This window comes from Corynebacterium sp. HMSC068H04 (assembly GCF_001811255.1).
Classification (GTDB): domain Bacteria; phylum Actinomycetota; class Actinomycetes; order Mycobacteriales; family Mycobacteriaceae; genus Corynebacterium; species Corynebacterium hesseae.
The window spans coordinates 18643-32892 of sequence record NZ_KV804008.1; the positions used below are offsets into that span (position 1 = coordinate 18643).

The following is a 14250-nucleotide window of genomic DNA, read 5'->3' on the forward strand; positions in this document are numbered from 1 at the left end:
CTAGTTAGACGAACCACGACGCGATGGTGGCAGCAGAACTGGCGATAAGAACGCCGAGGGCGATTTTCAGTGCGGCGGTTGTGGGGGACGTTGCCGATACTGCTTCGCCACGGTTTTTATCTGCGGCCATAAGCGCGCCGAGAACGATTACTGCGACAACGGAGACGGCTAGCGATACATACAGTGCGTATTGAAGCCATTGCCACCCGGTGCCCCAGACTTCTTGTGGGAGGTCTTGTGGGGTTTGTGGTGGGCCTTGGGCAAGAATCACGAGCGGTTCTCCTTACGTAGTGGTGCTAGATAAGTGCTGCGACGATGGTTCCGGCGCCGCCGATGATCAAGCAGCCCACGCCTACTCGTAGCGCTGCTGATGTGGCTTCTTCACTGGTTCCCTCGCGGCGGGAGAGAACCATGGATGCGCCGATGGAGATAACGCCTGCAACGGCAACGACTAGGCCGATGTAGACGCCGAAGTTCAGGCCACGGTCGACTTTTTCACCGAAGTCACCTGGTGCCTGCGGGGTGAGGTCTTGGCCGGGGACTTGGGCGAGGATCTTGGTTTGGATGTTGGTAGCGGTTTCAGTAAGAGACATGTCGTTTCCTTCCGGTTACAGGTGCTTATTTGCTTCGCGTGCTCGGTCTACGAGGTCTTGGCCTATTTGCCGGACCAAGCGATGGACGATGTTGGGGTTTTCCTTCTTCTTTTGCCAGAACTTGGGTTCTTCTTCCTCCGGTTCTTCATCGAGCGGTGACCACTGTGGAAGTTCATCGAGGGTGGATTCTCGCCAGTCCTCGAAGTAGCTCACTCTCCAAATAGTTGGAACTGTCTTTTCCAATACCGTGATTCGCTGCTCCAGGCTTTTGGGTAGTTTTCCTGGGGCGTCTGCCACCAGGATGATTCCCAGAACTCTGCACCCGTCTGTCTTGTTGGATTGTTCTTGCAGTGCTAGATCGTGGGCTGCTTCCAGACCCGAGCGAGTCGTACGTGCGACAATCACGCACCAGGGATACTTGTCCTTGACCGGCCATTGCTGTCCTGCATCCCCAAATGGTGCGAGGCTGTGTGCTAGGAAGCTGACCCCTGCCCCGCCATGTGCTCCTACCAGCCAAATCAGCGGGTCTCGGGAGTCTTCGGGAGCTAGGCGCTCATCCGCGAGAGGATTACCTAGGCCGTTGAGGGCCACTCGCTTCAGCGGCTTTGGGTCTAGCGCAGTTGCTTCGGAAGTGGTCATCAGCCCATCAACTCCTTTTTAAAGTTGGCTACTTGTTCGAGTGCCTGTTCTGCTTCGTCGGCGTTGTAGGTGGAGCTGCTAAAACCGGCGTCTCGAATCTCTTGTGACTGGGCCTCATCACCGGCGACATCACGACTGGATGCGACTACCCAGTCCACGGTTGCATCGATCGCGGTTCGCCCATCTGCCGTGGCAGGCCGTGATCCGTAGGAGTTGTGCGCCTTGCCGTGGCCTGCGGCTTGCACTGCTGTTTCTGCCAGTCCGTCGCCCGAGATTCCGAGAACGTCGATTTCCTTAAACACTTCATCTGCCATGCCGGTCACTGTCTCCGGGGTGAGAACCTCCAGTGCAGCTTCACCGAGCTTGGCGGCGGCTACCGCTAGGCCTGCCTTGGGATTGGCCACACCGGCAGAGATGACCTGTGCGAGGTTTTCAACGGTCACGGCCTTTTTGACGATGGTAATTCCCTTGCCAAGGGCCATACCGCCTAGCTTGCTCACCGCGCCGATGACGGACTTGCCGAGGTCTCCAATGAAATCATCACCGATACCTGATGCACTCTTTTGTGCGTTCACCTTGGAATTCACACCATCACGGGCAATGGATTCAATGAGGTCACCGGACTGGCCGGATGCTGACTTGCTTGTAGTCGTTGCGGATGCAGATTCTGAGGTCGCGGCGGCATTTGCCTTGACGGTGTCATCACTGACTGCCTGGGCTTTAAAGCCGTCTTCTCCGAAATCAATGGAGTCGCCTTTAACGTCGTTGACGCCGCCGAGCTGGACTGCCGGTCCGAGCGTATCGCTTACGGCCTGCAATGATTCTTCTGGGTCCGACAGGTCGAGACGCTCAGCAGTGCCGACCACCAGATCTGTCAGCTTGCCTTCAATAGGAAGATCGCAAACAAGGTCTCCATCAGCGCACCAGGAGGCCACTCGGTCGGAAATTTCGCCAAAGCCTTCTTCGCCAGTCTTGTCGAGGCCCATGCCGCCGCCGTCGAGCTTGTCTTGCTCAGGTGCAGAGAAGTCGCCCACTTGGCCGACGTTGTCTCCGGCAGTACCCGGGACTGCCCCTGGTGCTGCGTTGTCCCCCTGCATGGTGGCTACTCCGCGCGCGCGAGTCGGGTCGGAGAATAGAGCGACGCCAGCTATCTTGTCGGCGGGGAAGTTAGTCTTTCCTGAACCAATCTCGCGAGCGACGGTTGACGCGACCTGGGCACCTTGCGAGTGCCCTGCGAGAAAGACCTTGCTTTGCGGACAGTCGGAGGCTACCTGCTGCAAGACCTTTGCAGTGTTTTCTGCACCTTTTTCCATTGAATCGGCATACGGGATAGCCTCGGCAGGCTTTAGCCCTGGGACGATAGCACCGCCAGCAGCTGCTGGATACGTGACGTAGGTGCGAGCAATGCGAACACCATTGCGTTCTACGTCGTCTTTCTTTTCTACCTGCCACTCGTCGGTCTTGTTGGTCGGGGCATCTGCCCACAGATCGTCAGAGGATACGCTTGGCTTTTGTGACTTAGAATTGCCGGATGCGTCATTGTCCCAGAGGTCGTTGGAATTAGAATCAGAGGAATCTGAATTCGCCCACAAGTCATCGGACGAGGACTTAGCGTTGGCGGTCGTAGTCTTCGCTGCCGGGCTAGCGCTCGTTGTCGGGGTGGACTCTTCCTGGCTATCTTCTAGGCGAATTCCGGCAGACAAGTCTTTCGGAGTGGTCTTGTTTGCCTCACGCATGGCCGGTCCAGCAATCTTTGCGCCAAAGCCGTGGTCATGGTTGGAATCTTCCTGAGCAGAGGTATCAAATGTGCCGTTGACTAGGACCAGTTGCACATCCGCGCACTTGCTATTGGGGTTTTCTTGAGTGGGCTCTTCTTGAGCTGTGGCAGTCGGCACTGACAGGCTGAACATCGTGACTACCGACGCGGCAGCAGCGTAGGAGAAAACGTTTTTATAGAGCTGCACTGGTATTAGTCCTCTCGTCCGATTGAATGTACGGCCCAGGTACCGTTGGCTTCTTTCGCTGTGACTTCCTGCTTGTACAAGGTGGGATTGCTGTCATTGGGTTTTTTGACTTCCAGTTCAACGTTGGTGGTGGAGTCCTGTGCAGGCTGCATCGTCAGGCAGAACTTCGTCCCCTTTGGGGCAGCATCTGGCAGAATCTTGTTCCAGTCTTGGTTTTGCATCTCGCTGTTTTTAGTCAGCGAGTCCTTCACGCCCTGGGCATCCGCCTTGAAATACGCCTGCTCAAACTTGACGATTGCCGAGCGTGGAGAATCCTCATTAGAAACATCAACATCGTTGTTTCCGCTGCATAGTTGGCCAACCTCAGCGACCTTATCGGCAGTAGTTTCTACGGGTTGTGGTCCTTGTACTTGGGCGTCTTCCGCTACAGGCTGTGGGTCTGAGCCAGGTTGAGAGCCAGTAGATCCTCCTTGGGCCAAAAACGTCATAGCACCGCCAGCAACTACGACAAGGACGCCTACTCCCAGAGCAACCGGCAAGACGCTTGAGCGCTTGCTTGCCTCACTGTTTTCCGGCGTTTTAGGGCGCTTAGTCCTGATGCTGCGTGTTTTTTCTCGGCGGCATTTTTCCTTCTTCGGGGCCGGCTTAGTGACGGTTTCTTCCTCTGCGGAGTCTGCAGCAGGTACCGACTCAAACTCCTGCGTGGGAGCTTCGTCGTCAGCCAGGGCACGCAGCTCTGGCTTTCGGATTACTGATTCTTTTTCCTTGTCTTTCTTGTCGAGGGCGTCGAGCCAATCATCCATAGTGCTTCCTCACTTCTCGGCTACGTGACAAGTACGGTCTATTCAGCGTGATCGATATTGACTTCGGTAGTCACCGATCCCAGCTCAGCACTGTGCTGCTGTGGGAGATGCTCGATTTTCTCAATGACTGCCTCATGCGCCTGGTTAAGGGCATCTTGCTGCTCGGTGGGCAGTGCCTTAGCGGCGTCTTGCCCAAACTGCTGTGCCGCTGCAATTTCATCCGAGGGCAGGGCAACCGACGTCTCATCAGCGCCGGAATCTACCGTGATTGTCCCTTCAAAGGGATACGCTTCGCCCTGTGCCGAGACTTCCCACTGGCCTGTGGTCAGGGATGCCGATGCCCCGACAACCTCATTCGTGTCGACAGGCTGCATGACGTCGACCGGCACCTGGGTGACCGTCTCTGCAGGGGCAGGAGCGGACTGATGGGTGATGTCAGATTCCACCGGCTGCTGGACTGACTGCACTACTTCTACCGGAGCTTCTTCTGCCTGGCCTTCTGCCTGGCCTTCTTCATCGGCCTGTCCTGGTGCTGGGGCCGTTTCTTCTTGTTCGTCTACATTCTCAATGCGGTCAGAGTCTGCTGCATCGTCAGAGGTGTATGTAGCAAACTCGTAGTCTGGCTGGCGGGTGTAGCTCTCTACTGGTTCTTCGTAGTCGATAGCAGTATTTTGCTGCCCCGAGACAGGCTCATCGTCATAGACAACCTCATCAGTCCACTGAGTAGTCGTCTGTGTTGCGGCGTCAGATTCCACCGGCTGGGGCCGGGAAACATAATCGTTGTTCTGCGAATTTTCGTCATCGGCTTCATCTGCCGTATTAGCACCAGCATTGGAAGCGTTGGCCTCAGAATCAGAAGGCTGGGACTGTCCAGCTGGGGCAGCAGTACTGTCTGCCGATGGATCATCGGTAGCGGTGCCCGGTTGAGCGTTGTCAGCTTCCTGCGGATCGGTGTTAGTGGTCTGGGTAGTTCCCGGCTGGGCTGGTGCAGACTCGGCGGTGTTGTCCGTTACGTGATGCTTGGGAATGTCCCCCTGGTTTGCAAGGCCCGGCTGCTGATTGTCAGCAGTAGTTCCCGGTTGAGCAGCATCGTTGACGGTAGATTCTTCTTCCCCTCCCTTGTTCCCTGCGGAGTCGTTTCCGACTTCCGTACCAGGCTGGGCCTCATCTACTGCTTGTGCGTCAGAATCTTCGGAGGCAGCGGCATCCGTACCAGGTTGGGTACCCGTGGATTCTTCGGCCTGTGCTGAGGCAGCGCTTACACCAGTGACAGCGCTCAGGGCGACGAGTGCGGCGGCGCTTGTGGAAATAGCAGTGCGGATATTGACCATTGGTCCCTCTCTACAATGTGTGCGACGTTGCTCGTTTTGTACATGTTGCGCGGTCTGCGCATTATGCGCGTTCTGCGTTGCACCCCATTGTGACCTAACCCCTGCGCTATTCCAACAAGAAATCCGAACCATTTCCGGCAGTTAACTTTCTCCAAGGTTTTAACATGCGCCTACCTCCCCAGCGCACGGCGCATTTTTCCGGCCAATTGCTTGCGACACGTTTTTTATATTCACAGGTTCACAAGTGTTAAATCCACCCATATTGGGGCACATTGTAACGCTGGCGCTATTTGATTGATACGTCATACACCCTGCATATCGCATAGAAAAAGCGTCCCAGAAATAAACTTTCTGGGACGCTTTGCCCGCAATGCCAGCTACACAATCGCTACTCCTGAGGGGAAACCCCGTTAAGCAACGACGCCAGAGACGACTTGGGAATTCGATACTGGCCACTAGGCAGACGAACCACGCCTTTAATTTTTCCCGATGCAGCCCATGCCTGCACCGAACGCCGCGAGACATTGGGAAGCAATTCAGCAGCCTCACCCGAGGTCAGCCACACTTCCCCCTCATCTTTCCCTGCGTCTCCTGTAGTCATGTCGGTCATATTACATCTACTCCGATTGGCGTCAATCACACACTTGGCACGCTCTGCGCGGTCTGCGCGTCTTGCGCCATTTGCGTAATTTGTCTATTCTCGTTTCTACCTCGGGCCATAAAGCTGGCTTAGTCGAGGATGTTTCTACCCATTTTCATCTAGGTAACACCCAGCCCTACTAGGAGGGCGTTTATGGATACCAAAGTCACTTTTCGTATCGACGAACGGCTCAAAGAAGAGCTGCAACATATGGCTATCTGTCAGCATACAACGATGAATGCCCTAATCGTTCAGGCCATTTCTGAATGTCTTGCCAGATACCTTGGGGAACACTGTCTGGTTGAAAAAGGTCTAGCGCGCTAGGTTTTAGGGCCCATAGAATTCGGGGCCATGGCGAGGAAGAAGAAAGAAGACCCCGATCAGATCTCCCTTTTCGACCTCTTAGGAGAAAGCACCAATGATTTACAAGGCGACGATTCAGCAAGCCTACAAGGACGCAGGCCGCGAGTTGAACGAGTCAGCGCTAACCGAGACGTACGAAGCAATGATGAGTCAGTGGGAACAGGCCTCCGCGCGCAATTTGCAGATACTCACCGACCAGTGGAAGCAGAAGACGGGCAGGCAGACAGTCGACGCACTAACGCGGGGCCAGCTTCTCAATCTGGCCGACCAACAGGCGAGCGAGGAAGTCCGCAGCGAGTGGCTCGACCCGCTCACCCAGGAGATCGTCGAGGACAATCTTCTCCACGACGAGATGAATCCGCCGAGCCTGCAGGTACTTACGTCCCCGAATCTGTGGATGACGCAGTGGAACCTACTGCCCGACAACGACGCCCTCAACGAGCTGGCCGCAAGCCTGTGGCCAGAGAAGAGCTCGAAGTGGCTGCTGGTGGCAACAGCGCTACTGCAAGTCAGCGACCATCAGAACAAGGAGTATCCGACCGAGAAGGACTCGACACTTCTTCCCGCCTTCGAAGCGAAGATCAATCACGCAATGACACTGAACTAGATCCGGTTTGGACAAATATCGCCGCGATTGAGGCAGCTATTGCCTACCGCGACGGAGACAGCCTTGACGATAGCCAGCGCCAAGCACTGGAACAATACCGCTCTTGGGGGGCTTTCTCCCAGGTCTTCGATGAACACAACGAGCGCTACGCCCCTGCCCGCCAGCGCCTTCGCGAGCTACTAAGCGACGACGAATACACAGCTGCTCGACGCACGATCCTTACGGCCTACTACACTCCCCCAAGCCTTACTTCCACCATCTGGGACAGTCTTCGCACCGCAGGATATATCGAGGGCAAAGTACTTGAACCTGGCGTTGGAGCAGGTGGCTTTATTGACGCAGCACCCGAAGGTGCAGACATTGTCGGCATTGAGCGCGACCCTATGAGTGCGCTTATCGCTAATGCTCGCTACCCCGAGTCGCACATTCGCCGCGAAGACTTCGCGGATACCTCAATTGCCGATAACTCCTTCGTCGCCACCATCGGCAATGTTCCTTTCTCCCAAACCGTGCCTTACGACCCGCATCACAACCGTGCGGGCCTGTCCACACACAACTACTTCATTTCCAAGTCCATCGACTTGACCGCCCCAGGCGGCTATGTTGCCGTACTAACCTCTCAGCACTCTGCCGATTCGTCTGGACGCGGGGCTACCAGCGTGCAGCAAGCACTTACTGACCGCGCCGACTTCATCACTGGCGTGCGCCTGCCTGGCGGCGCAAACGGTGCTTTTGCCGAGTTTGCCGGCACCGAAGTAGGCACTGACGTTCTCGTCTTCCGTGTCCGCGACGAAAACCAGGAACCTAGTGCGCGCACCGAGGAATTCTGCCGGAAACAGTCCATTACGGTGGGCGAGACCACCCGTGCGATAAACAAGTTCTTCGCAGATAATCCAGACCACGTGCTCGGCACATGGAAGGAAGTCTCTTCCCAATTCGGGCCAACCCTAGAGGTACGCAGCGACAACACGGACCATGTGGCAGACCGGCTAGGCGATATTTTGCGTCAGGACATCTCTATTGCTGTCGCTAACGGCCAGGGTCTGACCGCTAGCCCAGAAACGATTAACCACGCCGAAGGACTAGACGTCTCTGGCCTTATTGAGGCCCGCCAAGAGCAGATCCAAGACACGTTGGGCGCATTGCGCTATATCGACAACGATGACGGCAGCGTTCAATTCCAACAGCTTAATCCCATCGGCAGCAGCGGCGAGTCTGAATGGGAAGACGTCAAATGCGCTAAGAAATACCAGCAGGAATGGAAAGCCATTGTTGACCTGCGCAATACCACCGAAGCAGTCCTAGAAGCCTGCCGTGAGGGGCAAGACAATAAGCTTCCTGCACTACGCGAAGTTCTTAACAGCCAATACGACGCTTACGCCAGCACTTACGGCCCGCTTAACCGCTTTACTGTTCAAGCAGCCAAGGAAAAAACGCCGGAGCGTATCTCAGCCGACTTCGAGAAGAAGGCTGACCTGTGGCGCAAACACAACGCCGTTGATGATCGCCCCTTCGAGGGTGACCTGCCCGATGAAGTCACCGCCCGGCTATGGGACGAAGCCCAGCAGCCCAGCACCCGCGAGCAGCGCAAGCAACTGCACCTTTCTGGTGCACTGCGCCGCGACCCGTATGTCACGGCTGTTCTAGCGCTCGAAGATTTCAATGACGACACCCAGCAGGCCACTAAGGGCCCGCTGTTTACCACTAACCCACTGCGCTCTATCGACACTCCCACCAGCGCCGATTCTGTCCAGGATGCGGTAGTTATCGCCCAAAACCATAACCTGCCGATGACTACTGCCACCTTTGCCGAGCTTTTGGGAAATACCGACGAAGACGCTCTTGCCCGCGAACTGACAGACAACAAGGTTGCTTTTCGCCACCCGCACCGCCCCGACGAGTGGGTTCCAGCAACCAAGTACCTTTCTGGGTCTATCTACCCCAAGCTGGAAACTGCCCGCCAGGTCGCACACAACGATCCGCGCTTTCTTCCCAATGTCGCAGGCTTGGAAGACGCCTTGCCGGACAAGGTCACCAGCGGAATCAAGATGAGCCTAGGAGCGACGTGGATACCCGATGATGTCTACCGCGATTTCATCATTGACACCCTCGATATTCCCGCCAGCCTGCACAATCGAGTCACCGTACACAACCGCGCCGATGAATGGTTTGTCAGCACACCAAAGGATTGGCACACCCGAGAAGAAGTCGATCTGAAATGGGGCGTGCGCGCGGCTAACGCAAATGGCCAATACAACTTCAATGACGAAGAGTTTAAGGATTTCAGCCACGCTGGCATCGCCCACTCTGGTGCCGACGCCACTGTCTACTCGGCGGCCAAACTCATTGAAGACACCATGAACATGCGCCCGCCGCAGCTCAACATGTCCAAATACGCCAAGCTGGATAAAGGCTACGGAGAAAATGCGCTAGTCGTCCACCGCAAGGCTTCTGCCTTTGCCGGTTCCAAGGTAGAAGGACTAGAAAAGCACTTCTCCCGCTGGGTCACCCAAGACCCAGCGCGCTATGAGCGCCTAGTCGATGTCTACAACCGCACGCTCAATGGTGTTGTTGCCCCCAGCTATGACGGTTCTCGCCGCGAGATTGCAGGCATTAGCGACCGCTACAAGCCCTACCCGTACCAGCTCAACGCAGTCGAGCGCATGCTCAACGAACCAGGTGTGCTGCTAAACCACGTTGTCGGTGCCGGTAAAACCGGCAGCATGCTCATGGGAGCCATGGAGCTAAAGCGCCTCGGCGTTGCTAAACAGCCCTGGATGGTGGTTCCTAACCACCTCGTAGAGCAGGTAGGAATTGAGGCAAAGCAGTGGTTCCCCGGTGCGAATATGCTGGTAGAAACCCGCAGTGGCAGCAGCCGCAAAGATGACCGTCAGCGCCTTCTTGCCCAAGCCGCAGCCAATGACTGGGAGCTTGTCATTGTTTCTATGAGCTCGTTCGGCGAAATGAGCATGTCCGCTGACTATCTGCGCGACTACCGCGACAGCGTCCTAGACGAATTCGAGCGCGACCTGCAAGAAATCGAAGACAACGAGGTAGACGAGCAAACCCGCCGCGATAACACGCGCCGAATCGAGCAAAAGCGCGACAAGTTCGAGCAGAGCATGAACCAAAAAATCGACAAGATTTCTCGCGGTGACACAATCCCCTGGGATCAAACGCGCGGCGACTACATCATTGTCGACGAGGCACACAACTATAAAAACCTCCGGCGCGTATCCAAGCTGGCCGACCTTGCCGAAGAAGGTTCCGACCGCGCTACTGACCTCGACGTAAAGCTGCGCTACCTACGCGGAGAAAAAGGCAACGACCACCCCATTGCCACCTTTGCCACGGGTACACCTATTGCCAATTCCATCGCCGAAATCTACACCATGCTCAACTACCTACGCCCCGATCTTCTCCACGAAGCAGGCATGCATGGCGTGAACTCCTGGGCGCAAAACTTCACCTCCAAGCGCAGCGAAATTGGCTTTACCGCTGGCAATAAAATCAAGCCACAAACCCGCATTGCCAGCTATGAAAACCTTGCAGAGCTGGCCCAAATGTGCGCGCCCATGGCCGACACCATCACCCGCGACGATATTCCACGCAAGCTGCCCAGCATTAAAGGCGGCGAGACTACCGTCGTGGAATTCGACGTAGACCAAGAAACCAAGGACTTAATTCAAGATCTTTCCTGGCGCGAAGATAATCAGCCAGACAACCCCAAAATCGACAACGCCTTAAAGATTATGAGTGACGGCAAAAACGCCACTCTCTCACCGGAATTAGCTAACCTCCCGCCCTCACAAGGCGTAGGCCGCGTTCACGCCGTTGTCCAAAACGTCGTGCGTGAATGGCAGGACAATAAAGACAACGAGTACACCGACCAGCAGGGCAATATTTCGCCTAATCGCGGCGGTCTACAGCTTATTTTCTGCGATAAGGGAGTGCCCAAGCCTGACGGGTCATTCTCCATGTATGAGGCAATCCGCGACCAGCTTGTCGAAGCCGGCATGGATAAAGACCGCATTCGCTTTATCCACGACTGGGATAATAAGCGCACCCAGCTTTTTGACGACTGCAATAACGGCAAAGTCGATGTGCTTATTGCCAACACAGCCAAGCTAGGAACCGGCGCAAATATCCAATCTCGCGGCGTTGCTATCCACCACGTAGACGTTCCCTGGCGTCCTGCTGACCTAGAGCAGCAAGACGGACGCTTCTTCCGCCAAGGCAACCAAAACGACGAAGTCGCCCGCTATACCTACGTTGGACGCGGCACCTACGACGGGCATTCTTGGGCCACTATCGAGCGCAAAGGCCGGTTTACCAACCAATTCTGGAATGCTGACCGCTCCATGCGCTCAATTGCCCCGCTCGAAGACAACGACCTAGAAGCCATGGCCCAAAACAAGGCTATCGCTACCGGAAACCCTGACTTCGTGCGCAAAGCAGAGCTCACCAAACAGGTAGAAAAGCTCGAAGCTGCCGCCGATGAACACACAGCACTCGCCGAATCCAACGTTCTCACCCGCAGGCAAGCACAAGAAGGCCTCGCCCGCGCCCAACGACGCCTAGACCGAACCGAAGGACTAGTAGACCAAGCAGAACAATGGGCAGACACCGACTCAAAGGAGCGCACCTGGAATATCAACAACTCCCATCAAGACTCCCGCGAAGAAGCCACTAGCGCCCTTATTAACCGTCTCAAAGAGGTCAAAGACTCGCGCAGCACCGACTACCAGCCAGTAGGTACTATCGCTGGAATCTCGTTTGCGGCACGTTTCGACGCGATTAATGGCAGCGTTCAGGTTAAATCCGACTTCGGGCAAGTAGGCCGTGACGCCATTGAAAAATGGGTCATTGACCCCACCTACGCGCACTCGGGCATTACTCCTGAAGAAATCAAGAACAAACAAAGCGGACTGCTCACCCAGCTAGAAAATACGGTGCGCTCAGCCCCCGACCGCGTTGACCAAACCCGCGCAGACATCACCAACCATCAGCAAACAATCGACGATATTGACCAACTCGGGGACCCAGAGTCCTTCCCCCAGCAAGACCAGCTGGACTCGGCTCGCAAAGAACTCAACACGGTCACTCAACGCCTGGCTGACTTCGACGCCTCCGACGCAGAAGTTCGCCGACGCCAAGAATATGCCAGCCGACTCGCCAGCAAAGGGCGCAGCCCCGGCTACTCCCTAGAGCTCAACCCCACCGGGTTCATGCGCGATACAGGAATGATCTGCCACCCAGACAGCAAACCCATCTCCCACACAGCAGGAGACACTGCACTTATGGATCCTCCTGCCGACCCTGAACTTCACCCCGAAGCACAGACAAGCATGGACTTCCTCGACGGACTCGGCCTTGGAGATGAAACAAGCAATAGTCCCCACAGTGACGGCCAAGAAGAAAACTCATCCCAGCCCCTAGACGAAGAACAAGAGGACGATAACGGAAATGAGCTGTAGCACACCCCTCAACGCAGCATGTACAATGAACGCAGAACACGCAACACGCGCAGACCTTCCTGCGAAATTCCAGCTATTAAATCACACCGGTGTGATTTAATAGGCGGAGAAAATAAAAAGCCGCACCCCACACTCATGGGGTGCGCAGCGCGAGCGGCACACACCCTCGGTTCAAGTCCAGGGCGCGCACATTCCTCAAAACGAGGAAACCCCCGCATCATAGAGTTGGCGCTCTAGCGGGGGTCCAAACGAAAAACGACACCGACCGTGTCGATTCAGACTTTACCACTTCCACACGGACAGTGAGCAAAGCACAACACGGTCGGTGCCGATAATCCGAAAGGAGACCAAGGCACCATGCAGCCCCGAGACGAGCGCCGCGCCAAGCTCGAAGCAGTCAAAGAACTAGCCCGCAGGCAAGAACACGACGCCGCACAAGAACTCCTCCAAGCCCAAGACGTCGGCTACACCTCCAAACTCTTCGTCCAAGCACTCTTCCCCTACCGCAAAACCGAGGGAAACAACCGCACCGTCGAAACCCCACAGGGAACAATCACCATCCTCTCCCAACGAGGAGTCCCCTACGGCAAGTACCCCAGGCTCATCATGGCCTATATCATCACCCGCGCCGTAGCTAACGCCGGACGCCTCAAAGAAGGAAAAATCACCCACGAAGAAGCCTGCCGCATTCCACTAGGACACTCCATGAGCCACTTCCTCCAAGCAATCGGCATCACCGGACGCGGCACCGGAGGAGCAACCGGAAACCTGAAAAATATCCGCGAGCAGCTCCTACGCATCGCAGGTTCTTTCATCACTGTCCAAAGCGACGACGGCGTTCACGCACGCGGACGCAACACCCAAATCCTCGAAGACTGGAACCTCTGGTTCGACCCCCGCGACCCCAACCAGGGAAGCTTCATGGAATCAGAACTCGTCCTAACCCCCCAGTTCTTCAAGCACATTGCCGAATCCCCCATCCCCATCGACCTCAATGTACTGCGCGAGCTCAACAAACCACGTTCGATGGACATTTACATCTGGCTTACCGTAAAGCAATACTGGCTGGCTAAAAACAACCGCGAAGCCTACACCTTCACTTGGGACATAATCGCCGCCAACTTCGCCACCTCAGAGATAACCTCTACGACTCAGATGCGAGACTTCAGACGACGCACAAAGGAAGCAATCGAAGAAGTTTCAAAGGTATGGCCGAACTCGGGAATTGAAGCCAACACAGACGGCGTAACGGTCACGAGGACTGCTCCATCAGTTCACCAGAAGCCACCGCGCCCCGAACTCGACTAAACCGAACACGGAAGACTAGCGCCCTACGGGGCGCTTTCTTTTTGCCCAAAACAGCGTGCACAGATTTACCCTCACGCAAAATACGGCTGCGCTGATTTACCCATACGGAAACCCACATGAGACTACTGCGCATAAGTTGACACACGCCTGCGCATAAGTTGACACATAAAGGCACTTATACACAGGGTTTCACCTGCGAGTTTCTCTATTTTCCCAGGTCGCTTATAACTATATCCCTGTAGATCTATATCCCCAGCCGATCAACCAACAAAACCGTTCACTACGAGCTACTGTTTATGCTCCCGCCTCGCCTTACGGCTCGTTGGGCTGCCGCCCAAATCAAAGATTTGGTTGCCACTAAAACACCCCACAACAACCACAGTCCTATAACCCTCCACGTAGCCTTGTGTCTTCTAGACTTTCTTCAAAGAAAAGAACCATGGACAGGGGAGGCAAGGCAGTGGTCTACAAGCGCTACATCGACGACCCGAACTTGGGGTTGCCCGCAAATCGTGGACACGTAGT

Annotated in this window: 11 protein-coding genes; 4 read left to right on the forward strand and 7 right to left on the reverse strand. The window is 55.6% G+C overall.

The window, feature by feature from the left end; all coding sequences use genetic code 11:
- Positions 1-4: 4 nt before the first annotated feature.
- From HMPREF2792_RS08080 to HMPREF2792_RS12675, 7 genes are all read right to left on the reverse strand, one after another.
- Positions 5-271: a hypothetical protein gene (locus HMPREF2792_RS08080; protein WP_070532671.1), complete on the reverse strand. Its 267-nt coding sequence runs from the start codon at positions 269-271 to the stop codon at positions 5-7.
- Between the two features lie 25 nt (positions 272-296).
- Positions 297-593: a hypothetical protein gene (locus HMPREF2792_RS08085; protein ID WP_070532675.1), complete on the reverse strand. Its 297-nt coding sequence runs from the start codon at positions 591-593 to the stop codon at positions 297-299.
- A 15-nt stretch (positions 594-608) separates the two neighbouring features.
- Positions 609-1232: a DUF6668 family protein gene (locus tag HMPREF2792_RS08090; RefSeq protein ID WP_070532678.1), complete on the reverse strand. Its 624-nt coding sequence runs from the start codon at positions 1230-1232 to the stop codon at positions 609-611.
- Positions 1232-3196, reverse strand: a complete 1965-nt coding sequence (locus tag HMPREF2792_RS08095; protein WP_070532681.1) for a cutinase family protein — start codon at positions 3194-3196, stop codon at positions 1232-1234. The genes HMPREF2792_RS08090 and HMPREF2792_RS08095 overlap by 1 nt, the downstream gene beginning before the upstream one ends.
- A 5-nt stretch (positions 3197-3201) precedes the next feature.
- Positions 3202-3999: a DUF8176 domain-containing protein gene (locus HMPREF2792_RS08100; RefSeq protein WP_070532684.1), complete on the reverse strand. Its 798-nt coding sequence runs from the start codon at positions 3997-3999 to the stop codon at positions 3202-3204.
- A gap of 38 nt (positions 4000-4037) precedes the next feature.
- Complete coding sequence (locus HMPREF2792_RS08105) at positions 4038-5330, reverse strand: prolipoprotein diacylglyceryl transferase (RefSeq protein WP_070532685.1); 1293 nt, start codon at positions 5328-5330, stop codon at positions 4038-4040.
- 388 nt (positions 5331-5718) lie between these two features.
- Positions 5719-5940 carry a helix-turn-helix domain-containing protein gene (locus HMPREF2792_RS12675; RefSeq protein WP_083306414.1) on the reverse strand — a complete coding sequence of 74 codons (222 nt, stop codon included), beginning with the start codon at positions 5938-5940 and terminating at the stop codon, positions 5719-5721.
- 183 nt (positions 5941-6123) lie between these two features.
- Here HMPREF2792_RS12675 and HMPREF2792_RS13040 point away from each other — a divergent pair, with 183 nt between their 5' ends.
- The 4 genes from HMPREF2792_RS13040 to HMPREF2792_RS08120 all read left to right on the forward strand — a co-directional run bounded on the left by HMPREF2792_RS13040 (position 6124) and on the right by HMPREF2792_RS08120 (position 13725).
- Positions 6124-6294: a ribbon-helix-helix protein, CopG family gene (locus HMPREF2792_RS13040; RefSeq protein ID WP_158011590.1), complete on the forward strand. Its 171-nt coding sequence runs from the start codon at positions 6124-6126 to the stop codon at positions 6292-6294.
- A gap of 94 nt (positions 6295-6388) precedes the next feature.
- Positions 6389-6940 carry a hypothetical protein gene (locus HMPREF2792_RS13310; protein WP_070532688.1) on the forward strand — a complete coding sequence of 184 codons (552 nt, stop codon included), beginning with the start codon at positions 6389-6391 and terminating at the stop codon, positions 6938-6940.
- Positions 6941-9324: 2384 nt separating this feature from the next.
- A complete protein-coding gene (locus HMPREF2792_RS13315; protein ID WP_255366236.1) occupies positions 9325-12417 on the forward strand; it encodes a DEAD/DEAH box helicase family protein in 3093 nt (1030 codons plus the stop codon).
- Between the two features lie 357 nt (positions 12418-12774).
- A complete protein-coding gene (locus tag HMPREF2792_RS08120; protein WP_070532693.1) occupies positions 12775-13725 on the forward strand; it encodes a replication protein RepA in 951 nt (316 codons plus the stop codon).
- Positions 13726-14250: the final 525 nt, after the last annotated feature.

Bases quoted from the DNA above. Each gene is read 5' to 3' on its own strand.
- HMPREF2792_RS08085 (WP_070532675.1), bottom strand. From the start codon at position 593: ATGTCTCTTACTGAAACCGCTACCAACATCCAAACCAAGATCCTCGCC.
- HMPREF2792_RS08090 (WP_070532678.1), bottom strand. From the start codon at position 1,232: ATGACCACTTCCGAAGCAACTGCGCTAGACCCAAAGCCGCTGAAGCGA.
- HMPREF2792_RS08100 (WP_070532684.1), bottom strand. From the start codon at position 3,999: ATGGATGATTGGCTCGACGCCCTCGACAAGAAAGACAAGGAAAAAGAA.
- HMPREF2792_RS08105 (WP_070532685.1), bottom strand. From the start codon at position 5,330: ATGGTCAATATCCGCACTGCTATTTCCACAAGCGCCGCCGCACTCGTC.
- HMPREF2792_RS12675 (WP_083306414.1), bottom strand. From the start codon at position 5,940: ATGACCGACATGACTACAGGAGACGCAGGGAAAGATGAGGGGGAAGTG.
- HMPREF2792_RS13040 (WP_158011590.1), top strand. From the start codon at position 6,124: ATGGATACCAAAGTCACTTTTCGTATCGACGAACGGCTCAAAGAAGAG.
- HMPREF2792_RS13310 (WP_070532688.1), top strand. From the start codon at position 6,389: ATGATTTACAAGGCGACGATTCAGCAAGCCTACAAGGACGCAGGCCGC.
- HMPREF2792_RS13315 (WP_255366236.1), top strand. From the start codon at position 9,325: ATGTCCAAATACGCCAAGCTGGATAAAGGCTACGGAGAAAATGCGCTA.
- HMPREF2792_RS08120 (WP_070532693.1), top strand. From the start codon at position 12,775: ATGCAGCCCCGAGACGAGCGCCGCGCCAAGCTCGAAGCAGTCAAAGAA.